General features: G+C 49.4%; 18 protein-coding genes. 8 read left to right on the top strand and 10 right to left on the bottom strand.

What is annotated here, in order from left to right:
- Positions 1-2: 2 nt before the first annotated feature.
- Positions 3-1,871: a BamA/TamA family outer membrane protein gene (locus F4Y64_05300; protein MXX97015.1), complete on the bottom strand. Its 1,869-nt coding sequence runs from the start codon at positions 1,869-1,871 to the stop codon at positions 3-5.
- On the opposite strand from F4Y64_05300, the gene mutY reads away from it, so the two are divergent.
- Together mutY and F4Y64_05290 are read left to right on the top strand one after the other, a co-directional pair.
- A complete protein-coding gene (mutY, locus tag F4Y64_05295) occupies positions 1,750-2,820 on the top strand; it encodes an A/G-specific adenine glycosylase (GenBank protein MXX97014.1) in 1,071 nt (356 codons plus the stop codon). The two genes, F4Y64_05300 and mutY, sit on opposite strands and share 122 nt — an antisense overlap.
- Positions 2,817-3,308 (top strand): hypothetical protein, encoded by a 492-nt coding sequence (locus tag F4Y64_05290; protein ID MXX97013.1) that lies wholly within the window; start codon positions 2,817-2,819, stop codon positions 3,306-3,308. Before mutY ends, F4Y64_05290 begins: the two co-directional genes overlap by 4 nt.
- A 186-nt stretch (positions 3,309-3,494) precedes the next feature.
- Here F4Y64_05290 and F4Y64_05285 read toward each other — a convergent pair whose 3' ends face one another.
- Complete coding sequence (locus F4Y64_05285) at positions 3,495-4,031, bottom strand: hypothetical protein (protein MXX97012.1); 537 nt, start codon at positions 4,029-4,031, stop codon at positions 3,495-3,497.
- A 62-nt stretch (positions 4,032-4,093) separates the two neighbouring features.
- A complete protein-coding gene (locus tag F4Y64_05280) occupies positions 4,094-4,534 on the bottom strand; it encodes a DUF2085 domain-containing protein (GenBank protein ID MXX97011.1) in 441 nt (146 codons plus the stop codon).
- A gap of 260 nt (positions 4,535-4,794) precedes the next feature.
- Here F4Y64_05280 and F4Y64_05275 point away from each other — a divergent pair, with 260 nt between their 5' ends.
- Positions 4,795-5,079 carry a co-chaperone GroES gene (locus F4Y64_05275; GenBank protein MXX97010.1) on the top strand — a complete coding sequence of 95 codons (285 nt, stop codon included), beginning with the start codon at positions 4,795-4,797 and terminating at the stop codon, positions 5,077-5,079.
- 39 nt (positions 5,080-5,118) lie between these two features.
- A complete protein-coding gene (gene groL, locus F4Y64_05270; GenBank protein MXX97009.1) occupies positions 5,119-6,774 on the top strand; it encodes a chaperonin GroEL in 1,656 nt (551 codons plus the stop codon).
- A 51-nt stretch (positions 6,775-6,825) separates the two neighbouring features.
- Here groL and glmM read toward each other — a convergent pair whose 3' ends face one another.
- Complete coding sequence (glmM, locus tag F4Y64_05265; GenBank protein MXX97008.1) at positions 6,826-8,196, bottom strand: phosphoglucosamine mutase; 1,371 nt, start codon at positions 8,194-8,196, stop codon at positions 6,826-6,828.
- Positions 8,197-8,271: 75 nt separating this feature from the next.
- Here glmM and F4Y64_05260 point away from each other — a divergent pair, with 75 nt between their 5' ends.
- Positions 8,272-9,210 carry a cytochrome oxidase assembly protein gene (locus tag F4Y64_05260; protein MXX97007.1) on the top strand — a complete coding sequence of 313 codons (939 nt, stop codon included), beginning with the start codon at positions 8,272-8,274 and terminating at the stop codon, positions 9,208-9,210.
- A gap of 37 nt (positions 9,211-9,247) precedes the next feature.
- Positions 9,248-10,126, top strand: coding sequence for a protoheme IX farnesyltransferase (gene cyoE / locus F4Y64_05255; GenBank protein MXX97006.1), 879 nt, complete (start codon positions 9,248-9,250; stop codon positions 10,124-10,126).
- 1 nt (position 10,127) lies between these two features.
- On the opposite strand, the gene F4Y64_05250 is transcribed toward cyoE, so the two are convergent.
- On the bottom strand, positions 10,128-10,544 hold the full coding sequence (locus F4Y64_05250; GenBank protein ID MXX97005.1) for a hypothetical protein: 417 nt from the start codon (positions 10,542-10,544) through the stop codon (positions 10,128-10,130).
- 77 nt (positions 10,545-10,621) lie between these two features.
- Between F4Y64_05250 and rlmN the strand changes: the two genes are divergently transcribed.
- Positions 10,622-11,719 (top strand): 23S rRNA (adenine(2503)-C(2))-methyltransferase RlmN, encoded by a 1,098-nt coding sequence (gene rlmN / locus F4Y64_05245; protein MXX97004.1) that lies wholly within the window; start codon positions 10,622-10,624, stop codon positions 11,717-11,719.
- A gap of 35 nt (positions 11,720-11,754) precedes the next feature.
- On the opposite strand, the gene F4Y64_05240 is transcribed toward rlmN, so the two are convergent.
- The 3 genes from F4Y64_05240 to F4Y64_05230 form a co-directional block, all read right to left on the bottom strand.
- Positions 11,755-13,773, bottom strand: a complete 2,019-nt coding sequence (locus F4Y64_05240; GenBank protein ID MXX97003.1) for an NERD domain-containing protein — start codon at positions 13,771-13,773, stop codon at positions 11,755-11,757.
- A 126-nt stretch (positions 13,774-13,899) separates the two neighbouring features.
- Positions 13,900-18,099: a hypothetical protein gene (locus F4Y64_05235; protein ID MXX97002.1), complete on the bottom strand. Its 4,200-nt coding sequence runs from the start codon at positions 18,097-18,099 to the stop codon at positions 13,900-13,902.
- 8 nt (positions 18,100-18,107) lie between these two features.
- Positions 18,108-19,388, bottom strand: a complete 1,281-nt coding sequence (locus F4Y64_05230) for an ATP-binding protein (GenBank protein MXX97001.1) — start codon at positions 19,386-19,388, stop codon at positions 18,108-18,110.
- 602 nt (positions 19,389-19,990) lie between these two features.
- On the opposite strand from F4Y64_05230, the gene F4Y64_05225 reads away from it, so the two are divergent.
- Positions 19,991-20,224, top strand: coding sequence for a hypothetical protein (locus tag F4Y64_05225; GenBank protein ID MXX97000.1), 234 nt, complete (start codon positions 19,991-19,993; stop codon positions 20,222-20,224).
- A gap of 181 nt (positions 20,225-20,405) precedes the next feature.
- Here the strand turns inward: F4Y64_05225 and F4Y64_05220 are convergent, their stop codons facing one another.
- A complete protein-coding gene (locus F4Y64_05220; protein MXX96999.1) occupies positions 20,406-21,449 on the bottom strand; it encodes a WG repeat-containing protein in 1,044 nt (347 codons plus the stop codon).
- On the bottom strand, positions 21,421-22,293 hold the full coding sequence (locus F4Y64_05215) for a pantoate--beta-alanine ligase (GenBank protein MXX96998.1): 873 nt from the start codon (positions 22,291-22,293) through the stop codon (positions 21,421-21,423). The genes F4Y64_05220 and F4Y64_05215 overlap by 29 nt, the downstream gene beginning before the upstream one ends.
- Positions 22,294-22,304 lie beyond the last annotated feature (11 nt).

The following is a 22,304-nucleotide window of genomic DNA, read 5'->3' as shown; positions in this document are numbered from 1 at the left end:
ATCTAAAGCCCAAGACTTAATCCAATATGAGCCCGCACAGCCGATATATCCTCCGTCGCCGCTGCTAGCGTAAAGTTGATGATCCCTGCTGCTGTACTAAGTTGAAAGCCTACCCCAAATCCTGGGTACCACCCACCAGAAAACTGGGATCCTTTATCGTTATCAAGATAACCAAGGTCAAAAAAACCAAACCCGTACGTCACAGGATCCAGAAGATACCGGAACTCCACCAAGGTCCGTACCGCAAAAGGAACACGAAAACGCTGTTCATCATATCCGCGAAGACTTTGTGCTCCTCCAATCCGGAACAGATCACTTTCGTCAAGCTGTCGACTGCGCACCAACATGAGTTCGCCGCCCATGACGACAAGGCTGCGTCTGCTCAGAGGAACATAGACACGTCCCTGCGCAGTGAGGCGTCCCTGACGAAGCCGATTCTGCTCATGCGTAGCGTCCGCAGGAAGCGCGACACTTTCTACATCTTTCTGCCCGTGTTCCGCATGCATGCTCAACAGATATCCGCGCGTGGGGCTCAACGCATGATCAACTTGTCTGATCTGGATCCCTCCTCCCACAAACAGTGCATTGCCGACGGGGATTCGTTGTCTTCCATCAACAATTTCGGTACCTGCCAAGCCGGGGCGTATAATCTCGCGTGTCACGCTAGCAAAGATCTTCATAGACGGATCCACCCAATAGCCAAACCGGGCCCCATAATCCCGCTTACCATACGTTGAATCCTGCTGAAGCCCTTCAAATGAACCGGCGAGGCTCAGAGGTAGCCCAAACACCAATGGCGTTTCCACATGCACTGACACATAACCTAATTGCCCCGGCGCCCGATTTAGTGCCAATTCCAGAGTTCGGGCTCCGCCAAAAAGGTTGCGCAGTGCCAGACTTCCACTACCAACTAAAGCGCCCTTGCCGCCTTCAGCCCGCTCATACCCCAGCGCCAAATCAAACGCTCCAGGTGGGCTTTCCTTTACGGGCACATAAATGACAACGCTACTGTCAGTCCCTTTATACAATACCGGGAGATCTACACGGCTAAACATGCCCGTAGCTTCCAGCTTTCGTTGCATTTCTTCTGGATTAAAGTTTTTCAGAATCTGCCCCGATGTTAATCCAGAGGTATGATACACGTAGGCGGGTCGGGTCCGCCTGGCTCCCTGCAGAACTACACGTTCAAGTTGAGCAGGGATTCCCTCCTGTACCCGGATAATCACATCATGCAGCACACTGTCACGCGGAATGATCGCTTCGATGGCAACTTCCGCCAATACATATCCCTCTCCTGAATAATGATCCAGGATGACCTCTGCTGCCCTTTCCAGCGAACTGGCGGTAACCCAATCTCCTTTGCCCAGCGGAAGTCGTATCCTTGTCGAATCAACCTTGCTTACTCCCAGCAACTGGACCATTCCCACCTGAGCCCGATTTCCAGGAGAGGCATAAAGAGTCTGCGTATCGGTGTTCTGAGAATCAATCGCAGCATATAAGTACCCTTCCTGATGAAACATGCGGATCACCTGCTGCTCAAAAGCCAGCGTACTGTCTGCGGATATTTCGGGCTCCCATGGCCAAGGCTCACCATCCGCAATGAGCTGCCATTGAGCGTTGACCGGAACGGCTGCTATGGATATACAGAACAAAAGCATGAATGCTCTCAGGGAAACTCCCGCCGAACAGCTCAACCATGAACATCGTAGCATCACGTAAATCAACCCCTTCGTATCTCTGAGTACCCGCATACCCCAAAATAAGCCAGGTAACTTCTCGAAAGTACTCCTGAGCTGGTATGACACTAACCATCGTGACCTTCCATGGCGCGGGACGACAGATCTATATGAGATTTGGCTTTCAGAAGTCATGCTTCAGCAGACCCGCGTGGAGTATGTGCGGACGTATTACGAACGATTCTTGGACACATTCCCAACGCTCGAGGAACTGGCCGCGGCCGACCTGGATGATGTACTTCGCATTTGGGAGGGAATGGGATACTATGCACGTGCACGCAATCTACACGCGGCAGCCCGGGAAGTTGTTGCTTCGGGCCGACTTCCGTCAAGTTGTAAAAAATTACGCTTACTGCCTGGCATCGGTCCATATATCAGCAGAGCCATTGCTTCGATCGCATTCAAGGAGCCTGTGGCTGCGGTTGATGGCAATGTCCGCCGCGTCGTCTCTCGCATATTTTCCCATCCGGGAACTCCGGCCAAAATAGTTCAGCAGCTCGCTGATCAATTACTTAGTGCCAGCCGACCTGGGGATCATAATCAGGCGATGATGGAACTGGGGTCACAAGTATGTACACCCAAGCGCCCACAATGTACTGTATGCCCGGTTCAAAGCTATTGTTCGGCATGGTATGAGGGTACTCCCGAACGGTATCCGGCATCAAAGAAGAAAGGACCTATTCCACACCACGATGTTGCCGTCGCGGTTCTTCGTGATGCTTCAGGACGGATATTTATCCAACAGCGTGCGCCGAAAGGCCTTCTGGGCGGCCTGTGGGAATTGCCTGGAGGGAAAGCACAACCGGGGGAATCAGGCCCAGCAACTTGTGCCCGTGAACTGCACGAAGAGCTTGGAGTACAGGTGCTGGTAGGGAAAATGATTGGTAAGGTGAACCACGCATATTCTCACTTCAGAATTACACTGCGTGCATATGAGTGCACCATGATTGACGGCGAGCCTAAATCTACCGCAGGCTTAACAACTGCCTGGATCTCACCTGATGAACTAAACAAATTTGCGTTTCCTAGAGCAAATCGGCATATACTTAACCTTCTGTCGTCCCCGGTAACCGAAGCACCATGAACGAAACACTCCTATATCTCATTCTCGGTGTGCTCTATCTCGTTTTCACAATATTGGGGAGACTTGCCAAGAAAAAACAGCAGCAGACGCAGAAAGAGGATCCCTGGTCTCTTGAGGATGCTCTGCGAGATCTGCAGACTTCGCCTGACGAGCGACCTGAAGTCGCTCCAGCTCCTGCACCGCGGACGCCTTCTGATTGGCCTGATGAGTATACCCCGTACATTCCTAGTACCCAGAACCTTCCCACAGAATCGCCCCAGCCGGCAAACCCGTACTTCGAAACACCCGGCACCATCCAGCGACCTGTCAGAAAACCTGAACTGCCCAAGCCGCCTGATCCACCCGCAAAGCATGTACCGAGCGCATCCCGCACGATCACCAGTGACCTGAAAGATCCGAAGTCTGCACGGAAAGCAATTATCCTTCGTGAAATCCTCGGCCGGCCCAAGGGAGCCCGTGGGTTTCCAGGACCCCGCGTGTTTCGTTAAGCATGCACAAAATCAGGAAAGAGGTAATCCGGTTCGGGATCCATTTCACGGGTGCTCCACAATCCAGGCATAACGAACTCTCGACCACAGTACAGCCCAGGGCCACGATGTTCATTTACCTTTGCCCCTGCACGACGCTCACTTGAGACGTCTCTCGATATCCCAGGTAGTGACAGCGGGAAACCTCTACATTATTGTAGATCCCTCATCGGGTGATTCTACGCCGCGCTTGAATAATGCTGCACCGATCGCGCCTCCAATCAGTCCCAACAGGACTCCACCAAAGACTGCCATCACCGGTCCACCCCAGGTTATCATCATCCCAGTGATGGATTCCGCCTGCTCCCCGCCAGCAGCGTCAAATGCGCCGGTGTCACGTACCGCATCCAGCGTATCCTGGGGAGACGGAAGTACACCCAGCAGGATCAATAACCACCCCAAAGCCAATCCAACCACGGCATACACGATCCCCGCGAGCGCACCTATTCCAACTCCTTGACCTCCCGTCAGGGTTAATTCGTTTTCCGTGGCATAGTGCCAAACGGCAACAAGCCCACTGGTTAACATGACCATGCATCCGATTAAGCCAAAAATGAGGCTCAGAACCTGTTGCGGGTTGGTAGGATCAGAGGCGCCCGATACCTGAGCGGCCACCGAAACGATCGTCCCTGTAACGGCGGCGATTAGACCACCAATGAGAATGGATTGAGTTTTTGAAGGCATTTAATATTGTGTTTGTTCGGTTTCAATAATAAGCAATATACACATATATTGGTAGGATGCCTTTATGTTTCACGCCAAGCCATCGCTCGTGCAACCAGAACTCCGGCAACAATACCAAAAATTGCTCCCGTGAGAAAGCGGCTTCCCGCCGAATTGTGCAAAATATCCAAGACCTCCAGCCCCCAGTCCAATGCTAGCGGGACTAGGGATGCAATCACGAATATCCGTGCATTCCTGCCACTCCAGCTCCGGCAAATCAAAGCAACAATGGGCCCTACAACTAGGCCGATCAGGATTCCATAGCACCTGTGGCAGACAGCCAACTGGACGCCATCAACATGGGGAGAGCGTTCACTGATCTGGTGACAGAATGGATCAAATATGTGTATCAATGCCAATTGCAGCGGCTCACTAACCCATGGAGGGATGCTGGCCAGCACCGGCAAAATCGCCATCAGCAAGAGGGATCCTATCCAGGCAGTTCCGTTGATGCGAATTGTCATGCGTCAATTTGTCCTTATCTTTGTGGTCACTTTGGACAGCTTGGCACTCATATACGCCTAATTTTGCCACAGTTCAGCATGGCATACAGTTTGCGCTGTGACCTCACCTGAATGCACAATGCATCTTGTTTGAAGCATGTACATTACATAATGTAACTCTGCAAAGATAAGCCTGCTGCATTTTTGTTAGCACTCACTTAGAGAGATTGCTAACAACCGAAACTTTACTTCCTAATCAACAACTTAACCTTTTACCAATCATGAAAATTCAACCACTCAGTGATCGTGTGGTCGTACAGGCGCAAGATGCTGAAGAGCAGACTGCCAGCGGCCTCTACATTCCAGACACGGCGAAAGAAAAACCCCAACGGGGAGTCGTCTTGGCTGTCGGTCCAGGCCGTGTTGAAAACGGCACCAAAATTGACATGACCGTCAAAGCCGGTGATGTCGTTCTATATGGCAAGTACTCTGGAACCGAGGTCACACTTGACGACCAGGAGTACATGATCATGCGGGAGAGCGATATCCTCGGCATTATCCAGTAACGAATCCTCATACATTAATCTTAAACTCTTTTTAAACTCATGGCAAAGCAAATTATTTTTGACGCTGACGCACGAGGTGCCCTCAAGCGTGGTGTTGATCAACTCGCGGGTGCTGTCAAAGTCACCCTTGGCCCCAAAGGCCGCAATGTTATTATCGAGAAAAAATTCGGATCACCGACCGTTACCAAAGACGGTGTAACCGTCGCCAAAGAAGTTGAGCTCGAGGACAAGCTCGAAAATGTCGGTGCCCAGATGGTCAAGGAAGTTGCTTCCAAGACCAGTGATGTCGCAGGCGACGGAACCACAACAGCCACTGTTCTCGCTCAGGCGATCATGACCGCTGGTCTCAAGAACGTGACAGCCGGTGCCAACCCAATGGACCTGAAGCGTGGTATCGACAAAGCTGTCGGCCAGGTTGTGGATCATCTCCGCTCACAGAGCCGCGATATTGAAGGTCGCAACGAGATTGCCCAGGTCGGTGCCATTAGCGCCAACAACGACGAGGCCATCGGAACCCTGATTTCAGATGCTTTCGAGCGCGTTGGCAAGGATGGTGTGATCACCGTCGAAGAGGCTCGCGGCACAGAAACAACTCTGGATGTGGTTGAGGGGATGCAGTTTGATCGTGGATACCTGTCTCCCTACTTCGTGACCGATCCTGATGATATGGAGACCGTCCTCGAAGATGCGCACCTGCTCATCTTCGACAAAAAAATCTCCGCCATGAAGGATCTACTCCCAATCCTGGAGAAAATTGCACAGACTAGTGCTCCTCTTCTGGTGATTGCCGAAGATGTCGAAGGAGAAGCACTTGCAACGATGGTCGTGAACAAGCTGCGTGGCACCTTACGTGTCGCTGCTGTCAAAGCCCCTGGCTTTGGAGACCGTAGAAAAGCAATGCTGGAAGACATTGCAATCCTTACAGGAGGCACCGTCATCAGCGAAGAAAAAGGCTATCGCCTCGAAAATGCAACTTTGGATTACCTAGGGAAAGCCAAGCGTGTTGTGATTGACAAAGACACCACTGTCATTGTGGATGGTGCAGGTAGCTCGGATCAGATCAAGGCCCGCACAAACCAGATCAGACAGCAGATTGAGTCAACCACAAGTGACTATGATCGTGAGAAACTGCAGGAGCGGCTTGCCAAATTAAGTGGCGGTGTTGCTGTTCTCAAGATCGGTGCAGCAACCGAGCCGGAGATGAAAGAGAAAAAAGCTCGTGTTGAAGATGCATTACACGCGACACGTGCAGCCATCGAGGAGGGAATCGTTCCTGGTGGTGGCGTTGCTCTGATCAGATCGATCGATGCACTTGATGAGGCTGCCGCGGACAACGAGGACCAGAAGATCGGTGTCAATATCGTCCGTCGTGCCCTTGAAGAGCCACTTCGCCAGATCTCCATCAACGCTGGAGTTGAAGGCTCTATTGTTGCTCAGAAAGTCAAGGAAGGGAAAGGGGACTTTGGTTATAATGCCCGCACGGAAGAATATGAGACTCTCGTTAGTGCTGGTGTGATTGATCCCACCAAAGTTGTGCGCGCTGCTCTGGAGAATGCATCCTCCGTGAGTGGACTATTGCTGACGACCGAAACGGTCGTGGCTGATCGTCCCGAGAAGCCCGCTGCAGGTGGTGGAGATCATCATGCTGATCCGAGCGGTGGCATGGGCGGTATGGGTGGAGGAATGGGCTTCTAACCCAAATTCTCACACAGTCCGAAGGGGGGCGGGGCTATCAGGCTTCGCCCCCTAACTTTTTTTGTCCGACCCGATATCGTCCATGCACCACCTGGCAAGATCACTTGCCTCACGCTCGCTGGATGCCTCTGCATAAATACGCACGATCGGCTCGGTATTGGACTTGCGAACATGAACCCAGCCACTTGGCAGGTTTATTTTCACCCCATCTACAGTTGAAATATCCTCATGCGCATGCCGCGAAGCAAACCGCCGAAGCACTTCATCTGGATCCGACACCGTGATTTTGTTTTTCGAAATCACATATTGGGGTAAGGAGCGCCGATACTCTGAGAGCGGCATCTTCTGTTCAGCTAGGTGCTGAAGGATGATCGCGGTGCCTACGAGTGCATCCCGTCCATAATGGAGATCCGGCAAAATCACTCCTCCATTGCCTTCTCCGCCAAGAATGGCCCCATACTGCTGCATTGTCTTCACGACATTAATTTCTCCCACCGCGGACCGGTACACGGGCATTCCGTAGCGTGCTGCCACATCGTCGATTGCACGGGATGAAGACAGGTTGGTGGCATAGGGTCCACTGCGCCTCTGCCACAGGAAGTCCGCGGCAATCACCTGCGTCAATTCTTCACTCACATAGTTCCCCTGATCATCAATCAGGGCCAGTCTGTCTGCATCCGGGTCTACCACCAGTCCCAGATCGGCATTCATTTCCCGAACATACTCCATCGTCTCCTGCAAATGCTCAGGCAGCGGCTCCGCCGGGTGAGCAAACCGACCCGTAACCTCACCATTGATCAGCTGGACGTCCTTCACCTCTAACCGCTTCAATAGCGGTGGCAATGCCAATGCACCGACCGAATTGATCCCATCCACCACAACCGTGTAGCCCATGGCTTCAATGGCATCCGGCTGACAGTATGGCAGGTCCAGGATCGCATCAATATGCCTCGAAATATATTCGGCGGTACGTATCTCCCCTGGCTGAACCTTCCGATGCATTGGCGCTTCTGGCTGCTGTGCCATATCCATCACGATCCTCCCCTCTTCCGGTGACAAAAACTCGCTCTTCTCATTGAGTAATTTCAGCGCATTCCAATCCTCAGGGTTGTGAGAGGCGCTCAATACGATCCCTCCACGCGCCTCTTCGAACAGGACGGCCATTGCAACTGTTGGTGTGGGAGCCAGCCCAATATCAATCACTTCAATTCCAAGACTGCGGAGTGTTGCTATAACAATCTGAGAACATGCGTCTCCCGAGACACGTGCATCCCGACCTACGACAACGCATCGAGGAAGCCGATTCGGCTGATTCAAACAAAATGTACCGAAAGCTAGGCTGTAGCGTACGAGGACCCGTTCATCCAGACCAGCACCATAGATCCCCCTGATTCCAGAAATTGATTCAATGAGTGTTCCCATAGGTCATTTCAGCGTTCATCGCAGTGGAACAGAATAACGGTCGTTTGGGTTGCCTAGGGCTGGATTTTTTTGATCATGGTTACATCCTCAAGTCCGTTGTCTCCCCGTTGGCGATATCACTACGCCGCAAGTGGACTGGTTCTTTGCCTCATACTGGTCAGTTGGGGAGGAGTGGTAACCAGTATTGAGGCCGGCCTTGCTGTTCCAGACTGGCCTACTTCATTCGGCTCCTATGATCCACTTGCCACAGGATACAGCGATCCTGAAGATCCAGATGCACGATGGTGGCAGGTTGGTCCTATTTTGGCTGAGCACGGACACCGTTTGCTTGGAGCTTTGGTAGGATTATGGGTCGTTGGGCTTGCTCTATGGACCCTGATAGCAGATTCACGGCGCTGGGTTCGCATTGTAGCTGTATCCGCAGTTGGCCTCGTAGTTGTACAGGGAGTCCTTGGGGGACTCCGCGTAATCTGGGCCTCTATGGATCTGGCAGTGGTCCACGCAATGGGAGCACAGCTTTTTTTCTGTACCGCAGCGGCCCTGACACTGTTTAATTCGCGGACATGGCTCGAGCACTCTATTGAGGGTTCATCGAAAATTAGGCGCCTGCGCACTCTGACAATCGCTACCGCGGCAGCCGTCTATATACAAATTCTTCTGGGCGCCCTACTCCGGCATCCCGGCGACGGGGTAGACCTGATTTTCGTGACCATTCATGCTTCGGGAAGTGTTGTTGCATTATCTTTAGTCATTGTGACCTGCGGAAATATCCGAGAGTACTTTAATGACAAACCAATCCTGAATCGCGGAGCTTGGTGGATGTTGATCAGTCTGGGCGTGCAAATGGTTCTGGGGATGGTTACTCTGACTGTACTTCTTTTCGATTCCGGGCAAGGTACCCGGAGTTTGGTTCAGGTTATACTTTCGTCTTCTCATCTGGTAGTTGGAACAATTCTAATGGGCAGTTGCGCTTGCGTAATGCTTGGAACCTTGAGGGTGCAAGGTGAACAGTAATACTTTTCTTTCCGAAGAAGCTGCGGAACTCCGTCTTCTGCGGCCAGGGGCGGGCCCGATTTCGACTCTCCAAGATTACTGGGAGTTGGTCAAGCCGGAAATTACTTTCCAAGTCGTACTCGCTGCGCTGGCCGGATTCATTTTAGGCACAACTGGAAGTCCAAGTCCGACCTTACTGCTACTGACCTTAGCCGGAACCGCGTTTGCGAGTGCTGGGGGCGGCGTACTGAATCACTACATCGAGCGACATAATGATGCGCTGATGCGCCGCACTGCCCAGCGGCCACTGCCTTCCGGGCGAATCCATCCGGGGATTGCACTTGTTTTTGGAATTATACTAGTGATTGCCGGACTCACTCTGCTTTGGTGGGTGAATCTAACGACACTGCTTTTGGCGGCATTGACCATTGTTCTGTATTTGTTTGCCTATACGCCGCTTAAACGCCGCACAACCTACAATACCCTGATTGGGACGATCCCCGGGGCGCTACCTGCTCTGGGAGGATATACAGCTGCCACGGGAACGGTTGGCACTGCCGGCTGGATCCTTTTTGGGATGTTTGCACTTTGGCAAATCCCTCACTTTCTGGCTCTTGCCTGGATGTATCGTAAAGATTATGCACGCGGGGGCCATGCGATGCTCCCCGCTAAAAATCCAGAAGCAAAGGCAACAGCTCACCGAATTCTCGTCTACAGTGTCCTGTTACTGGGAACCAGCCTTCTATTACCCCTCCTGGATTACACCGGATGGATCTACCTGGCAATCATCATGCCTGCGGGGATCGGTTTTATCTGGCCCTCCGTTGGATTTCACCAAAAACAGACTGCCACGCAGGCACGCCGAGTGCTCTTGGCCAGCATTATCTACGTACCGATCCTGGTCGCCGCAATCACAGCCGATCACTGGCTACTGTAGGCTACTCGATCCGACGCCAAACCTCTTCCAGGCGATATCCGCTTGGGAATTCACCCACGTGGTACCAAAGATCACCGACAACACGGGCAGAAAAACGCAGGGCTACACCAACCAGGGCTTCACTGGTATGGTACTCCAGATACTCCGTATACAGGGTATCATCTTCCAGGGTATACCTTCCCCCTCCAGCCAGAACTTCTGCGCCGTTTGCTGACTGATATCCCCAGGAAAAATGCGTGGAATTCAGAATTTTTATTGATGGCGGAACATTAAGCGTAATGATTACCGTATCCGGGTAAACAGACCGCTGGGATACAATGCGCCAACTTCCTTCTAGGTGATTGGCAGGCGCCTGCGCCAAAACCGCCGGACCCGCCAAAAAGGTGATGAAAAGCAATAGAGTTGATGCTTGTTTCATAATCGTATGGATCTTAAGATTTACTACCAAGGTAACGTTCCCCCTTGTAATTGTCAAACGTTTTGATACCGAGTAATATACAACCTCCTGTTGATCTACGAGCCCTATCTCTCACTGAACTTGAGAAATGGATTGTAGGGCTTGGAGAGCCAAGCTGGCGAGCACACCAAGTCCTGCGATGGATGTATTCTGCAAAAAAAGCAGACTCATTCGCATCAATGACAAATCTCCCGGCATCGCTTCGGGAGATTCTGGCAGAAAAGGCATGTATGGAACGGTTACAAACCCAGACACTCCTCACGGCAAAGGATCAGACAGTAAAAGCTCTCATGCAGTTACCTTCCGGGAGGAGGGTTGAAACCGTCTTAATCCCAAGCCTGGATTCCCATGGGAGTGCACACCGCCTGACTGTATGCGTTTCGAGTCAAGTGGGTTGTGCAATGGGATGTACATTTTGTGCGACGGGTAGAATGGGCTTTCAGGAAAACCTGACCTGCGGTCAGATCGTCGAACAAGTGAGTTTTATGCGCGAGATAGCCTATGAGCGTTTTGACCGGGATATATCGAATGTGGTCTTCATGGGCATGGGCGAGCCACTTCTGAATTATAACGCACTCCTAGCCAGCCTGGAGATTCTGACCCATCCAGATGCTATTGGGCTTTCGCCCAAGCGGATTACAGTCTCTACAGTCGGACTTGCGCGCCGTATCCGCGATCTGGCCAACGATGCTCCCAGGATTGGCTTGGCGGTTTCCTTGCATGCCCCCGATGAATTGAAGCGGTCAAGCATCATGCCCATCAACCGCAGCGAAGCCACGGACCTTGCCGCACTGGAATCTGCCATGAAATACCACACGACTACGACGGGGCGTCGACTCACATTTGAATATTGTCTGTTTCAGGGATTTAATGACTCGGACAGCGATGCTCGTGCCCTGGCTCGGCTCTGTCACAAAGTCCATGCAAAGGTGAATCTAATCATGTACAACAATGTGCCCGGGGTTGATTTCGAGCGTACGAGCGAGGCGCGTCTGAATGAGTTTATGGCGCACTTATCAGCACGGAATGTCACAGTTACCGTACGTCGCAGTCGGGGGGCAGACATCGCCGCTGCCTGCGGACAACTCGCCAATCAGAAAGAGAACAAAATACCAAATATTGGAACAGATACGTGACACCGGATAATCCTGAAAAGATTCGTGGCTTGTGATTACGGGCAGCGAGGATCTTTTGATATTGACTCAAGCTCCTCATCCTCTTCCCATGGCCGGTTAATTTCGTAGATCGATTCAAGATTACCTGAAAGGCTCAACATGATCCCAAACCATCTTGACAGTTTCTTCTGATACTTTCTTAATTTGCAAATTGCCATCAGGATGTTTGTGGAGTGCTCATCAAATTTAGAAACGCACATAAACGTGATCCCCGTAGATAATTCGGACAACCCTAATGAACAGAACCGGTGATCTGATCCGCTTTTAACAAGATCAACACATTTTTCGATTTTTCTATTCACACCTTCAATGGCCTGAGAGGAATGAGAAATTTCCAGAAGCACTAATGCCAAGTCAACCGCTGAAGGGTCGCCGTTTTGTTCAAGAACACGAAGAATACTGCCAAAATAAGTATTCGCATATTGGTCGAGAACACTGATAGACGGTACTGGGCCTTCAGCCCCATCACGCCTGATACACATGAGCAAATCTATATCGCCTGCCAAATCGCTCTCAACAAATACATCAGTTATATCCTCCCCAAATTCTAAGCCGTGCTTCAGATGTAAAGAAAGTAGTTCATATTCTTGGTTAGTGTGCCGTCGTTGAGATCTGCTCCCCCGTTGCAATAGATAATGCAGAAATCTAGCGGGCGAATCCAGTATTTCAGCCACTGTATCTAAAGCAAATACGTCTGTCACGAATGGGGAGGAAATTCTCTCTGTTGATTGATCTTGTAAGAGGAATTGAGTTTGGAAGAACAATCCAGGATACGGATCAAGGACTACGGTCATTGGAAGTACATGGGCAGATTGGTCTATTTCTGGAATCTTCCTCCCGTCTTTGCTCTTAAGCTTCACATTTGGGTTGCCTATGTATTGACCACAGGACATAGCCTGACGAGCAGCCCTATGAATAGCCTTCTCAAAATCATCTTGGATTGCATCCAAATTCCCCCTTCGGGCTTTCATGGTGAGGCGCTTTGATTTTACTTGAGCAACAATAACGTAGCGTCCATACACTACTAAAACATCTATCTCTCCTCGAGTTCTATTTCCTTTAGTTTCAACTATTTCCACATTATTGAATACCCTCTCTCTGGAAAATACGCGCGTCAGGAGATCAGCAGTTATTGACTCAGCAGCATTTCCTCTATTCTGGTTTGCTAAGTTGACATAGTTCGTGTCTTCCTGCATCCAAAAGAACAGATTTTCATAGAATGCTTGTGACAAAGAGTAATATGACAAGACAATAAACTCGGTGTTACTTTTTCGGATAATGGGGTACTTGTACGCAATATTGAAAGTGCTTAATGAGGTGAAGCCGGGATTTTTCTGACCAGAGGGCAGGGTAAAGGCTTCAATGAAGCTACTTGCACGCTCTTTTGAAGTGGTATCGATAAAACCTAGGTCTTCAACTGAATACGAGAATACACTCAACGACGTTTGTAGCACCGCTGAGATATCCATCTGAGTAAACACGGTTTCCTTCATCCGTTTTTCATGAAGATGTCGAATAGCCGTGCAAATCTCACTACCGATTTTCAGGTCAATATTTTTATTCTTTAAGAGCCAATCTGCATCTGCTTCGTACTTTTTTAATGCAAGCTCACAGTATTGGAAATAGTGAGCCGAATCGCCTGCGTAGAATATATCCTTCTGGTACATTCCAGGAGTTGGGAACGGTGCATTAAGTTCAAAGTCGTTTAGTGATTGAGCATTACCCACCTGATGAATTTCATCAAGCAGTTCATAGATCCGGGTGACATAGCCATAAACAACTTCAGGAGGAGGCAAATCATAGGTAATAGGGCCTTTGAATAGGAGACCAACTAAGACCATGATTTCCGAATTTGTCAACTCAGGGGGATTTTCCGTGTCGGGCTCAGTGTCTCTGTAGGGTTTGGAACCAATCACATATTGATTAAAAGCAGAAATGAACGCCAGCGCGTGAATATAACCTTCTGACCTGCAGAGTGTCGTTAATTCGGAAAACACTTCAGATTCTGAACGCATTTGCTTATCAAGTTGAATTTTTCTCTACGCTGTCAATAAGAGGGTGTGCCACGAAAGTCCACGAAGATGAGGCAATAACCTGCCGAAGTGTACTGGACTGTAGAAAGGATGGGGCACACTTGACCTTTAACTCTGTGATGATTCATTCTCAATAAATCTCCCAGATAGGGCCACATCAATGACTACGACGTAGATTCTTTTCCTGAGTTCTAGATCAAGCCGCTTTTCAAGCAAGTTTTTTAGTTCTATTGGTTCTTCGGGGATGTCTCCATCTGGTGAAACAACCCTCGTATATTCTCCGTCCGCGCCAAACCAGAACACTAAATAAATTCCGTAACCATCCGATTTTGGGTCTCGTGTGTATTTTGGCACCAGTTGCTCGGTGATGCCACGCCACAGATCTACGTGTGAATTTTTCTTGATTTCAATCGGGATCGACAGATTGGAGCCGTACGATATTCGGATATCTGCTCTTCGATCATCCGCGTAGCGCCCCTCCGGCTGTGCATCAACTTCATGCTTTTCAAGTTTGGTCGCTAAGTGTAAAAGTAATGCATTTCGGCAGTCGTCTTCGGGTTTTGATTTTGAGGGTCTACTAGGTTTCCGATCCCAATCCCAATATAGATGCCAAGCATTAGGTGAACCATCGCGTATTTGCTCTGCCAACTCCTCAAGGGCATCAAGTGTTAGGCCTACAAGATCTGCAGCATTTGCCGGGAGACCGTAATTAAGGACTTCCTGAATCTGTTTCAAGCTTAGATCCGAATGCTTTGCCGCACGGCGATATCTAGCTTGTTCTTCCTGGGCGAGTACAATCTCTTGTTTCCATGCCAATAAACTAGCATCGGATACCAATATATCCAAGTTCTTTCTTGCATCATCGCAGGCACGTTTTTTCAGCTCTCCGATCCAGTGTGTGAGGAGAGTCTGGAATTTACTGCTGATTCTCTGCTCATCGCTAACAACACCTGCATGTTCTCGAAAAACAGGCGGATGTATGCGCCTCCCAAGTGTTTGGATAAGCTGTCTAATCTCGTCAGGATTCAATTCATCAATGTTTTGCAAAATAAGTGGCCCGCGGCCCGTAGGAATCAGAAAATCAATGACATGGTGCGTACGGATTTCCTCTCCGGCAGAGAGAAATTCTGCCAACATTGGAATATAGGTCTTCCTGTCGGCGAACAATCCTGCACCTAGCCAGTGAGCTTGCTGGCCTAGGTCCATCCGCTTGCGATTCAGCCGTTTTGAGATCATTTTCTTCAATGCTGTCATAGGCATTGCGTTGTTCAGAATCCCACTCCAGAGGACCACACGCAGAGATTCTAGTTTCCTGGAACTGCATCGGGAAGGAAATACTGTAAACATTCGAGGTACAGCGAGCTTTGCTACATGAGCATAGGCCGAATCAAAAGCCATCTCATACATGTGGGTATTCGGCGGATTTTTGGAGCGAACACTTGCGTTGTGCACCGAAACCAGTGAATCAGCCACAGCCTCTGGACAGCACTTTAAAGCCTGCTGATACCATGATGGAGTTTGATCACCATTCTCTATTTGATTCAGAAAAAGGTATTGCTGGCGAGGGGATTCTGTAACCAGATAAAAACCCAGTGCTCGCCGAATTCCCGTTTCAGAGAGATGGCTCAGATCATTACCCGCTTTGTATGCCTCTTCCATTCCCACAAGAAAAGGGAGTGCAAAGTATGATCTCCGGCTATCCTCGTACAGTTGGGTGATTTGATCAAGGTCCGGGAGGTCATCCCGGTCCAGTAGTAGGCTGCGAAATCCTGCCAACGTTGCCTGTAACAGACCCTCATCACCTTCAAAGTAAATCTTCAGGCAAGTCTGCGGATTATTGTCGTTTGTATTAGGATTATCAAAGTATACGTTGGCAAGCTCATCAAGAATTGCAGGTGTGCATTGCCCCTTTGCCAACCCAGTCTGTTGTTGGCGAATAATATCCAGTTTTTCCTGCTTTTGTTCTTGGTAGGCACCCCGAATTTCCTCCTGTTTCTTCTTGATCTCAATTGTCTCAAGTTCCGCTTGGGCTCTATTCTTTAGACGTTGACCATTCCACTGAATCAATCCAGGTATATCGGAGACCGCACAGATTATTTCTTCATCGGATAAGAGCGGTTCCCAGCCCTCTTCTGCTAAGATGGACAATGATGCAAACTCTCGTGCCACATCCAGATTTGCGTCCCAAAGTTCGGCCGCACGGTCAAGGCACCGTAAGCGAAATCCCTCTGGGGCATTCCTGCCCACGAATTTGAGTGCTATAGTCTTAGAGAAGGAATCACCCCCGACATTCATCTTCCCTTTCAACAAGCCATGTTCAATTAGATTATACTGGACGCTCTCGCGCTGACTCAGCCAATTACGGATTGCGCTGTTCGCTTCATCGTGCTGGCTAAAACTCGGTCGTGAAGTATGAACTGGATATAGCTGAGAGAAATAATCGTCGAATTCAACAAGATTAAACCATCGATACAACTCTCGGATACTCAATTTATCTCCAAACAATTCTAAACCCCTTGCAAGAAGCTGGACTACAATATCTGCAAGCCTTTGATCTTCTAATTTTGGGATGGAATCAGAAGCATGATCACAAAGAGAATCCAGTAATTCTCTGATCTGATGCTCATTTGATCGATCAACGAGGCTTGCGAAAAAGCTTTGATAAGCGCTATAATGATCGGTGGCTGGTCCCGCTACGAGGTAATCCCATACCTCCGCCGGACGCAATTCATCAGGGTAGGTGAGGTATAGTAGTGCACCTTGCAGGTCATGTTTTTCGTCCGATATATGTTTTTCTTGCACTTCCTTTAGTATGTCCTTCAATAGAGTACTACGCTGTGGAATGTGACGAAGCATCCTGCTTAAAGCAGCGAGTGCCTCGCAACGAACATTTGATTGCCAACTATGATCACGAACGATGTTTAACAGGTTTTCGTGATCAACCTGCCGGGATGATGCACCCGTATGGAAGTACGTTTGTGAGAATCCCCGGAGAAGCAAATAAACCAGCGTTTGCCTGTTTTTTGAGCGTTCCGGCGAATCCGTTAAATCCTGGATGATTGGTATGCCTTCATTTCCTGTTAGGGCATTTAGAGCGGCAGCGGAAGGCCAGTCGGAGTTAAGATGAATTTGTTGTTCAAGTTTCACGAGTAGTTCATTTCGCTCATCGGAGCTAAAGCCTCTAGTATCTCCGTTGAAGGCAACAGTAGCCGGGTCTACCTGAATCAGAATTGTTCTCGCTTGACTGTTCAACGCAGCGAGCCATGCGGCAAGTCCTCTTAGATCAGGCAAGAGAATTCCATTGTGCTCCTTGAGAAGGGCGAGAGCACGCCGGACGCTGAGACCATTCTGGATTTCTCTATTCAAATAGCGGGCTCCAAGGAATTCAGCCATAAGACGATGGATCGGGATCTTTGAGCGGGAAGAACCTTCAAAGATCCTTGAGTCAAAAGCTTCCTGAAGGGGCAAATCTTGATGGCATTCCAAATCACGCATAGATAGAATTTCGGAGTCATCCGTAACATTCCTTGCCCAGCCAGTCTTATTTGCGATCAGCATATAAGCAGAAAGCTTCCCGGCTGCAGTTAAGATTGCTTCCCAAGATTGCAGTGAAGTGGATGAACGGGCATCAACATGTTCACTATTTTGTTCTCGGACAAGTTCTCGGCAGACGTTTTCAAGCATTTTCAATTGGCTGCCAGGCCACCCTTCTGTTTTGACGGACGTTATCAGGAAATCAAGTAATCGCGGATTCCCGAGTAAGGCATCCATGCCGTACTCATGAGCCCGCTGAATGAAAGTATTTGCATCCTGTCCCCGTTGAGAGATGATCTCCCGAACGCCATCGTAACATAGCGGATTCAATTGGAGCACTGGAATATCTTTAGTGCCTAAAAGCGTACCAAGCTCTATTCGATCACCAGAACCCAACCAGTTGGCAGAACGGCAGGACAAACGAAATTTGGGGGTTCCTAATGCTCCTAGACCATAGATAATTTTGTCCAGTACTCCTCTCGGATCTCCTCCACCAACACGCATCTCATCAAGTCCGTCAATGAAGATTGTTTTTGTTTTCCATTCTGGGTGGCGGTCCAAATTGGACCGAATAAACCTTCGGGCAGAAATACAATGTCTATCATCAATCCCACGAGTCGCGGTGTCAAACTCTGTACTCTTACCCATTCCCGGCTCCCCCAAAAGAACATAACCGCGATCAGAATCAAAATCTTGCAGCGATAGTCCAACTTGCCCAAACCGTGGATCGTTTTGGGGTTCAATCAGGCTGACAGTACGCGGTATGTGCTGCATGATCAAATTCATAGATCTTCAATCCATTCGTCGGTAGTGAGCGACAAAAACTCATTGAATGGAAAACCACCTGGGCCCACCATCATTGTTTTGGCGTGCGGGAAGCGATCTTTAAATGCGTCCAATCCACGATGTGTCTGCTTCATACCGCTCTTAACCTCCACACCAATGAGGTGAGGACCTCGTGAGATAACAAAATCAACCTCATGCCTACCGCCCTTGTCACGCCAGTAGTGAATTCGGGTTGCAGTATTTCGCGTGTTACATAAGTGGGCACCCACTGCGCTCTCCACAACCCGACCCCAAAAGGGTCGATCGACTTGTGCCTCTTGGAACGAATAACCGGATGGTGCCGTCATAAGTGCCGTGTTTAGGACATTAACTTTAGGGGAGGAGGCCATACCTAGGTGTGGGCTTGGGGTATATCGAAATAGAGTGGTAATTAGACCTGCATCAGAAAGCAAATTCAGATAATGTTTAACAGTTGTCGCATTGTCCTTGTCATGAAGTAGACCCAAGAGCTTATTGTATGCCATGATCCGGCCGGAGTAGCTGGGTGCGATATCTATTAGTTGACGCATCAAGGCAGGTTTCTTGATCTGTTTAAGCAACACGATGTCCCGGCCAATAACGGAGCCTATGATTGTCTTTGTGATGTATTCGCGCCAATAATCAAACCGTGATTTCTCTGATTCGTCGGGCCATGACGCAGGATATCCACCGTAAAACATAAATTGTTCAGCCGTCAGGCCGAATACCTTTGCCATTTCTTGAAGCGACCAGTGTTTGACGGACAGTTCACGGAAACGACCCGTAAGACTTTCATTACGGCCAACCAGCATCTGCCAGACTGCTGATCCTAAGATTACCACATGGAGGGGATAACCCTCTCGACGGTCCCTGTCCCATAAGCCCTTAACGTAATTTGACCACTGCGGGATGAGCTGAATTTCGTCCAAAAACAAAACGTGTCCCCGGGGTGATTTTAGCGAAGCCTCACGAGCATTGTCCCATATGTCTACAAGAGTCTTTGGATTCGCAAAATTTTCGATCGACGTAATATCAGGGATGTGTGCATCTATGGGCCATCTTGGCTTATTTAACTGTGGATCGTCGAAGGAAATATACTGGCACGTAAACCCCAACTCCATCAATTGCTGGCGGGCTTGGAGAGCAATGGTCGTTTTCCCCACTTGGCGAGGACCAATAATGGCGATTATCCGCATGTCATAGCTACTTGAAATGAAATCTATCAAGCGCCGTACATGTGTGCGATGAAAGGTATACATGGAAGATACGCTACTTTATAATTTTATAAAACGTAGTACCTTTTCTAATGTTCCACCTTGGAAAAACCTGTAATTCGACAGATTTTCAACCTAAGGATCTGTTGCTGAATTCAGATCGAACAATAGAGGCAGTTTTTGTTCGTCAAGAATTTAGACCATGAAATGCCGACGATTCCGATCACCAGTCAAACGGTACTCACGCATAACCAACTCATTGATCGGTGTGTCCGGCGCATAGTCATCAAAATGTCATCAGTGATGCTATCGGCTACTTTCACACGGAGGAGGCAACTCTGCTAGAGCGGACGTATTATCAAGGATAGAATCGGCACTCGATGTATCCCCACCTGTACGGGGCAGACCCGCCTCAGATTCCAAGGCTAGCGTTGAAAAACCTCACTTCTCAGGTTTATTTCTATCTCTATAGGCTATGTCATCAGTTCACGGACAACGTCAGGAGTGTGCGATGCACGTGATTCTGTGGTTATAACGAAGTATTCGAGGTACAAGAGTTAACTAGTTGCATATATTTCGGTGTACATCCAAGATGTGGCCTACGTTATTCAGATATTAATAGCTCTGCAATTGCGGGAGATGAACACATGTCAACCGACAAACAGTCCACCGTTAGGGATACGAAAAGGGACGCGATCTATACGCCCCAAGTTTGCGTGGAAATAACTAAGGCTAAATTCCCCAGCCCTGCTTCGGATGCTGGCGATGGGGCCAAGCTATTGCCCTCTGACAGCACACTTGAATCCATCAGGGAACTCGAAAGAGGTGATGGCTTCCGCTATGCAAGTTTGGGGAAACTTTGGGCCGATCTTGATTCCTAATCCCACTCGCCACCCTATTATTCACAATTATTCACACCACTTGAGCGAGGCTGCGAGAAGCTCTATCTACCCATATACCGTTCGTCAGACAGTTAAGGTGTTCCGCAGACAATTCAATAAAATTGAATCGGTCAGCTTTGAACACGACTTCAGACTCACTACTATGGCGATTCGGAGTATATCACTCATCCTCTCGCCAGACAAATATTCCCGTGGTATCAATATATCCTGACTGCCCTTCCAAAGTTACCCAGGCGAGTCCCTGGTCAAATGAAGCGGCTCTCTCGTATCGTGGTGGAATAACCATAGTTCCTGTTGAATCAATGAACCCATATCCATCCCCCGTCAATACCAATGCCCGCCCATTCGAAAAATCGTCTGCCCTCTGGTAACCAGGCTCAACAACGACTTTACCCGCACGGTCAACGAATCCCCATAAACCCCCTTTACTCACACGAGCCCGATTTTCTTTGAAAGAAAATATCTGCTCGTAGTCCAGTTCCAATACAAATGTCCCAGTGGAATCAATGAATCCACGCCGTCTGCCCTTGCGGGCAAGAGCAAGACCTTCTGATGGATTCCGCATGGAATGGAATTCCGGCTCAACAACCCATGAACCATCTGGAGCAAGTAATCCCCAACGCGTATTAATGCTTACCACGAAAACCTTCCGAACCACTTCAACCGCTGCCACTGCGTCAGAGAATGGTAGTGCACGAACGAATTTATCTGGCACAACCATCTCACCTTCCCGGTCAATATATCCCCACTTGGGTTCAAGCCCAGCAACCGTACCAGACCGTACACGCACTGGGGCCAACCCGTCACTAAAATCCAATGCTGAAGTAAAATACTCATCCGTAATCGGCTCCCCATTCCTGTCAATAAAACTCCAGTACTGACCAGACTGAACGCGGGCAATCCCATCTGAAAATGGGAAGACCGATGAGAACTGCGGAGCAATATGTACCGAGTCTTCCCTATCAGTAAATCCCCACAAATAGCCGGATCTTATCGCAGCAAGCCCTTCGGATGATATTTTTGCCCCGCTATACTTCGGCTCAATAATGACTTCGCCACTGTAGTTAATAAACCCAAATTGACCATCCTCCAGGATTGGATACATGGTATTCTCCTGGCCATAAGCCAGATGATCGAATACAATTACGCAACCAAGTAGTGCACAAATAGCGAACCTACTGCACTGGAACAAGAGCAAATGCATTGTCAATTAGACGAATATGCCGAAAATACACCGCAACCGCGACAATCACTTGGAGACCCGGCGTGAATTGTTCAACCGGTCCCAGTTTACTGGCTGTCACGATCTCTGCATACTGCAGTTTTGCCTGTGGTACAGAGTGAATCATTTCCTGTATCAAACCGGTTACGGCCATTGGGTTTTCTTCCCCATCTTCAATCATCCGGGCCGCCGAGTTGATGGCCTTCGAAATTACACTTGCCTGGCTGCGCTCATCTGCGGTGAGGTATTCATTGCGTGAAGAATACGCCAGACCGTTGGGTTCACGAACGGTTTCTCCCCCAATAACTTTAATGTCCAGTGCCAAATCCTGAACCATCTGCTTCAGTAATATATACTGCTGAATGTCCTTGAGTCCAAACACAACAATGTGAGGCTTGCACGCAGCGAACAGTTTCATGACCACCGTCAGGACTCCTTCAAAGTGACCCGGTCTATATTTTCCACACAGTTGCCGTGACATTTCCGGGCAGGTCACCCACACACGCTGTTGGTCGGATCCCTCGGGATAAAGCGTTACTTCGTCGGGGGCAAAGATGGTGCTGACCCCACCGACCTCTTCCAGTAATTCGCAGTCCCTCTGAAAATTGCGCGGGTAGGCTTCAAAATCTTCATTAGGCCCAAACTGTGTTGGATTGACAAAGATAGATACCGTGACGTGATCTGCTTCAGCCTTTGCACGCCGTACCAGGGATAAGTGCCCCTCATGCAGGCTGCCCATGGTTGGAACTAATGCCAGTGTACGTCCCTCCATGCGCTTTTGGTCGGCGTGTGCCTGCATTTCCGCAACTGTCCGAATGATCTTCACGGGAGCCCCTG

This window comes from Rhodothermaceae bacterium, assembly GCA_009838195.1.
GTDB lineage: Bacteria > Bacteroidota > Rhodothermia > Rhodothermales > Bin80 > Bin80.
The sequence above is the reverse complement of the archived record's forward strand: the minus strand, read 5'-3'. Positions and strand labels throughout refer to the sequence as shown.

Excerpts from the sequence above, each read along its gene's own strand:
- F4Y64_05300 (MXX97015.1), bottom strand. The coding sequence starts at position 1,871 with ATGACTTCTGAAAGCCAAATCTCATATAGATCTGTCGTCCCGCGCCAT.
- F4Y64_05290 (MXX97013.1), top strand. The coding sequence starts at position 2,817 with ATGAACGAAACACTCCTATATCTCATTCTCGGTGTGCTCTATCTCGTT.
- F4Y64_05285 (MXX97012.1), bottom strand. The coding sequence starts at position 4,031 with ATGCCTTCAAAAACTCAATCCATTCTCATTGGTGGTCTAATCGCCGCC.
- F4Y64_05280 (MXX97011.1), bottom strand. The coding sequence starts at position 4,534 with ATGACAATTCGCATCAACGGAACTGCCTGGATAGGATCCCTCTTGCTG.
- F4Y64_05275 (MXX97010.1), top strand. The coding sequence starts at position 4,795 with ATGAAAATTCAACCACTCAGTGATCGTGTGGTCGTACAGGCGCAAGAT.
- groL (MXX97009.1), top strand. The coding sequence starts at position 5,119 with ATGGCAAAGCAAATTATTTTTGACGCTGACGCACGAGGTGCCCTCAAG.
- glmM (MXX97008.1), bottom strand. The coding sequence starts at position 8,196 with ATGGGAACACTCATTGAATCAATTTCTGGAATCAGGGGGATCTATGGT.
- F4Y64_05260 (MXX97007.1), top strand. The coding sequence starts at position 8,272 with ATGGTTACATCCTCAAGTCCGTTGTCTCCCCGTTGGCGATATCACTAC.
- F4Y64_05250 (MXX97005.1), bottom strand. The coding sequence starts at position 10,544 with ATGAAACAAGCATCAACTCTATTGCTTTTCATCACCTTTTTGGCGGGT.
- F4Y64_05240 (MXX97003.1), bottom strand. The coding sequence starts at position 13,773 with ATGCGTTCAGAATCTGAAGTGTTTTCCGAATTAACGACACTCTGCAGG.
- F4Y64_05235 (MXX97002.1), bottom strand. The coding sequence starts at position 18,099 with ATGCAGCACATACCGCGTACTGTCAGCCTGATTGAACCCCAAAACGAT.
- F4Y64_05230 (MXX97001.1), bottom strand. The coding sequence starts at position 19,388 with ATGTATACCTTTCATCGCACACATGTACGGCGCTTGATAGATTTCATT.
- F4Y64_05225 (MXX97000.1), top strand. The coding sequence starts at position 19,991 with ATGTCAACCGACAAACAGTCCACCGTTAGGGATACGAAAAGGGACGCG.
- F4Y64_05220 (MXX96999.1), bottom strand. The coding sequence starts at position 21,449 with ATGCATTTGCTCTTGTTCCAGTGCAGTAGGTTCGCTATTTGTGCACTA.